At 48.2% G+C, this 2,412-nt stretch carries 4 protein-coding genes and 1 pseudogene; 4 read left to right on the top strand and 1 reads right to left on the bottom strand.

The features are described 5' to 3' along the window. The first annotated feature begins 238 nt into the window (after positions 1–238). The 4 genes from LKD37_RS17295 to LKD37_RS17310 all read left to right on the top strand — a co-directional run bounded on the left by LKD37_RS17295 (position 239) and on the right by LKD37_RS17310 (position 1,891). Positions 239–586: a hypothetical protein gene (locus tag LKD37_RS17295; protein ID WP_302930301.1), complete on the top strand. Its 348-nt coding sequence runs from the start codon at positions 239–241 to the stop codon at positions 584–586. 272 nt (positions 587–858) lie between these two features. Continuing rightward, entirely contained in the window at positions 859–1,050 is a 192-nt protein-coding gene (locus tag LKD37_RS17300; RefSeq protein WP_302930302.1) for a hypothetical protein, read from the top strand. A 41-nt stretch (positions 1,051–1,091) separates the two neighbouring features. Further along, the gene (locus LKD37_RS17305) at positions 1,092–1,499 is read left to right on the top strand and encodes a hypothetical protein (RefSeq protein ID WP_302930303.1); all 408 of its coding nucleotides are present in this window, start codon (positions 1,092–1,094) and stop codon (positions 1,497–1,499) included. After that, positions 1,466–1,891 carry a DUF6329 domain-containing protein gene (locus LKD37_RS17310; protein WP_302930304.1) on the top strand — a complete coding sequence of 142 codons (426 nt, stop codon included), beginning with the start codon at positions 1,466–1,468 and terminating at the stop codon, positions 1,889–1,891. Before LKD37_RS17305 ends, LKD37_RS17310 begins: the two co-directional genes overlap by 34 nt. A 214-nt stretch (positions 1,892–2,105) precedes the next feature. Here the strand turns inward: LKD37_RS17310 and LKD37_RS17315 are convergent. Then, positions 2,106–2,412 (bottom strand): annotated as a pseudogene (locus LKD37_RS17315) (recombinase family protein); the annotation flags it as partial.

The raw sequence follows: 2,412 nt of genomic DNA on the forward strand, positions 1-2,412 counted from the left end.
TGACACAACTGAAGAATCAAAAGACAAGTGAGTTCTGTGCATCAAGTTTTTCTTGCTGTCATACGACGTTTTTTTAAGCAAATTTCAAAAAATCTATAGTGTTGAGTTATGACAAATAAGCCCGATGGTTTTGATACGAGACCATCGGGCTTTTTTAGTATGGAAATTAGTGCAAGAATGTGATACAATCAATTCCGCAAAGGAAAATTGTCAGGTCTGTAAATTTAGGAGGTACAACATGGAACGAGAATACCCCCAGAAAATGTTTTGGCTATTTGTTCTAACGAATTTCCTATTTCACTTTTTCTACTTATCTGTTCCGGGGATCATCCTCTGCATCGTTGGGATTTGGATAAAGACCTGTCTTTACATTGGATGTGCGGTTCTTGGCCTGAATCTGATCCTTTCGATTGTTGAACAGTCACGCATCCGAAATGCTGCCGTGTCTCATAGCGAAAACCCTGAGTTCAACGAACTGATGGACGCATTTTGCAGCCCTGACGGGCTACAGGCAGTCGGGAAAGTACTGGATGAAAAGATCAAATCCACCCCTGATGATGAATCTGAAAAAGGAAAAGACCAATAAGGTATCTTTTGATTCATCTCTCGTCTCATTATGGTTTCACCTTTCACCGCTATGGTTTCATTTTTGAGTGAAACCATTTGAAACCAAATGAAACCGTATCATTTTTATCAACTGTTGCCATAAAGAGTTACCGGTATAGATGCGTCTGGCGCAAAGCCGGGCGCATCAACCGTTTCCGGGCTTTTTCGAGCCCGGATTTCTTCTTTTGAACCATAGATTTTTATGGAGGTTTCGGAGCGACTGACCGGATTTGAACTGGAGGATCTCATGTCTTGGACAGTTTCCAACCTCCGGTGCCTTTTAGAGAGGACTTTTCTCTCCAAAAAAGCGGCATCATTGCAGAAAAAGAATCACAAATATTGGGGTGTCGTTTTGTCGGCTTTGACGAGCCGAAAAAGCGGCGCCCTTTTTCAATTTCTAAAAGGGCGCTGGTCGCAGCGTCTGAAACGGCAGGCCGGAGATGACCTCTCCGGCTTTATTTTTTTACAACAGGAGGATCGCTCACATGGACACCCAAAACACAAGCCGGCAGCTCCGCTACCTTGAAGAAGTCCGTATTCCCCTGCACCGTGCGGGCATTGGAACCTTGCCGTTGGAGGGAGAGCAGTTGCCCGTCCTTTGGAACGGCGCACCCCTCTGCCGCATCACCGGCAAGGGCAGCGTGTTCTATCGGCGGGAGGACGCGGACACGTCCCAGGCAGAGGACGCCCTGTATCGCGTCGAGGACATCGCCGCGAAGACGCTGGAGTATATGACCGCTATGGAATTCGCCCCGCAGCTCAAAGCCAGCGGACTGGATGGCGACTACCGCATCCTCGCTGACTTTGGCGGCACGGTGCTGGCAGGTGCTCCGAGCAAATACGGCGTTCAATTCGTCACATGGGATTGGGACTACCATACATTGGGGAGCTGATCCGTGATACGGATTGCCCCGCCGTGGAGGAGTATAACGACTTTGCCGAAGCCTTGGAGGACATCTGGCAACAGGACGGGATGCTTCTGACCTACGTTGCCGTGCTGGACGCCGAGCGGCCGGATACCCTGCGCGGAGCCTGTGAACTCCTGCGAAATCTGGACAACTACCAGCGCATCGTAGAAGGTGCCTACGGTTACGGTCAGCAGCGATTGCAGGAAACGCCGGGGCTGGATGATGAAGCCATCTATGAGCTGGATGGCTACATGGATTTTGAGCAATACGGTCGGGACTGCATGAAAAATGACGGTGTGACAAAAACGGAGTTCGGCCTTCTGCGCCGCTCGGACCCGCCGTTTCCAGAGCAACGGCAGGGGCAGAGGATGATGTAAGTAAAAGCGGCTCGATCCATTTGGATCAAGCCGCTTGATAAGCAGACAAATTGGAAGTTGTTATTATCTTATATATCTTTTATTTATATTTAAAATTAGTATTGATACTATTATCGTTACAATTAAAGTTATACAACAACTTAATAAAGCAACGGTGTACAAGGGGCTACAAGCGATAAAAAGAAACAAGTGGTTTGATAGAGTGGAAAAAGTATCAGATTTTCCACTCTATTTTTACATAGTCGCTGGTTGCACTGATTGATGAAATCAGGCTGTCAGCGGCTTTTCGTTTGTCCTCAAAGCTGATATGCTCCCAATCGCCCAGATACCCGGACAGTAATTCAATCTGCTGGGAGGACAGCGTTTCAACGGACAGGTCTGCAATCGCCTTGGACAGTGTTTTGCGGCGGTTGTCCAAATCCTCGATTTTTTTGTTGGCGTAGGCAAGCAAGGTGGCGTTGGCCCCGGTCAGCGTATCAAGCAGTTTTTCAATCTCGGCTTCTACCTGTGCAAGCTCCACC

It is taken from the genome of Brotocaccenecus cirricatena, from assembly GCF_020687045.1.
Lineage (GTDB): Bacteria > Bacillota > Clostridia > Oscillospirales > Oscillospiraceae > Vescimonas > Vescimonas cirricatena.

What these genes read in the sequence shown, in the direction of transcription:
- LKD37_RS17295 (WP_302930301.1), top strand. Translation starts at nt 239, where the DNA reads ATGGAACGAGAATACCCCCAGAAAATGTTTTGGCTATTTGTTCTAACG.
- LKD37_RS17305 (WP_302930303.1), top strand. Translation starts at nt 1,092, where the DNA reads ATGGACACCCAAAACACAAGCCGGCAGCTCCGCTACCTTGAAGAAGTC.
- LKD37_RS17310 (WP_302930304.1), top strand. Translation starts at nt 1,466, where the DNA reads ATGGGATTGGGACTACCATACATTGGGGAGCTGATCCGTGATACGGAT.